The organism is Mariniflexile ostreae (assembly GCF_042427585.1).
GTDB lineage: Bacteria > Bacteroidota > Bacteroidia > Flavobacteriales > Flavobacteriaceae > Pseudalgibacter > Pseudalgibacter ostreae.
This window is the reverse complement of record NZ_JBHMFC010000059.1, coordinates 1-516: the sequence shown is the minus strand read 5'-3', so window position 1 is coordinate 516 and position 516 is coordinate 1. Positions and strand designations below refer to the sequence as shown.

At 32.6% G+C, this 516-nt stretch carries 1 protein-coding gene; it reads right to left on the bottom strand.

Annotation, left to right across the window (positions count from 1 at the left end; genetic code table 11):
* On the bottom strand, nucleotides 1-516 hold a 516-nt coding region (locus ACFFU9_RS10690; protein WP_379861431.1), incomplete at both ends, for a beta-galactosidase domain 4-containing protein.

The window sequence follows — 516 nt, the reverse complement described above, 5'->3', positions numbered from 1 at the left end:
CTCTTGATTTTTTGAAGCTTCTTTCCAAACGCCTAATTTTTTAGGCATTTTATGTCCGAAATCATTATCGGTTGTTGGTCTCCAGAAATTGGCTTTAATGCCTTCTAATATAACATTTCCATTTCCATAATCAAGCGTTGATAAACCCCCTGTTTTCTTATCGAAAGCCATTTTGAATGATTTACCTGAAATAGTCATAAAATCAGTGTCTTCATTAACATCTATAGCCTCCTTAGTATCAAATTGTAATGTGCTTTTCCCTTTTGAAACTACTAATTGCTCAAATGCTACAGTATGTTTATTTGGTACTAAATCCGTTGCTGTTTTCGTTTTAGCATACAGATTTAAATGATACTCTGCAGTAGCATCTTCAAGTTTTGGTAATTCAATTTTTACTTTTTGTGAAGCATACGGCGCAATGTCTAATACGGGTAATGCACCGTTTGCTACTTCTTTTCCATTTTTAAGTAAAGACCATGAAAAATTTAAGGTATTCAAGTTTGTGAAATCATAAAT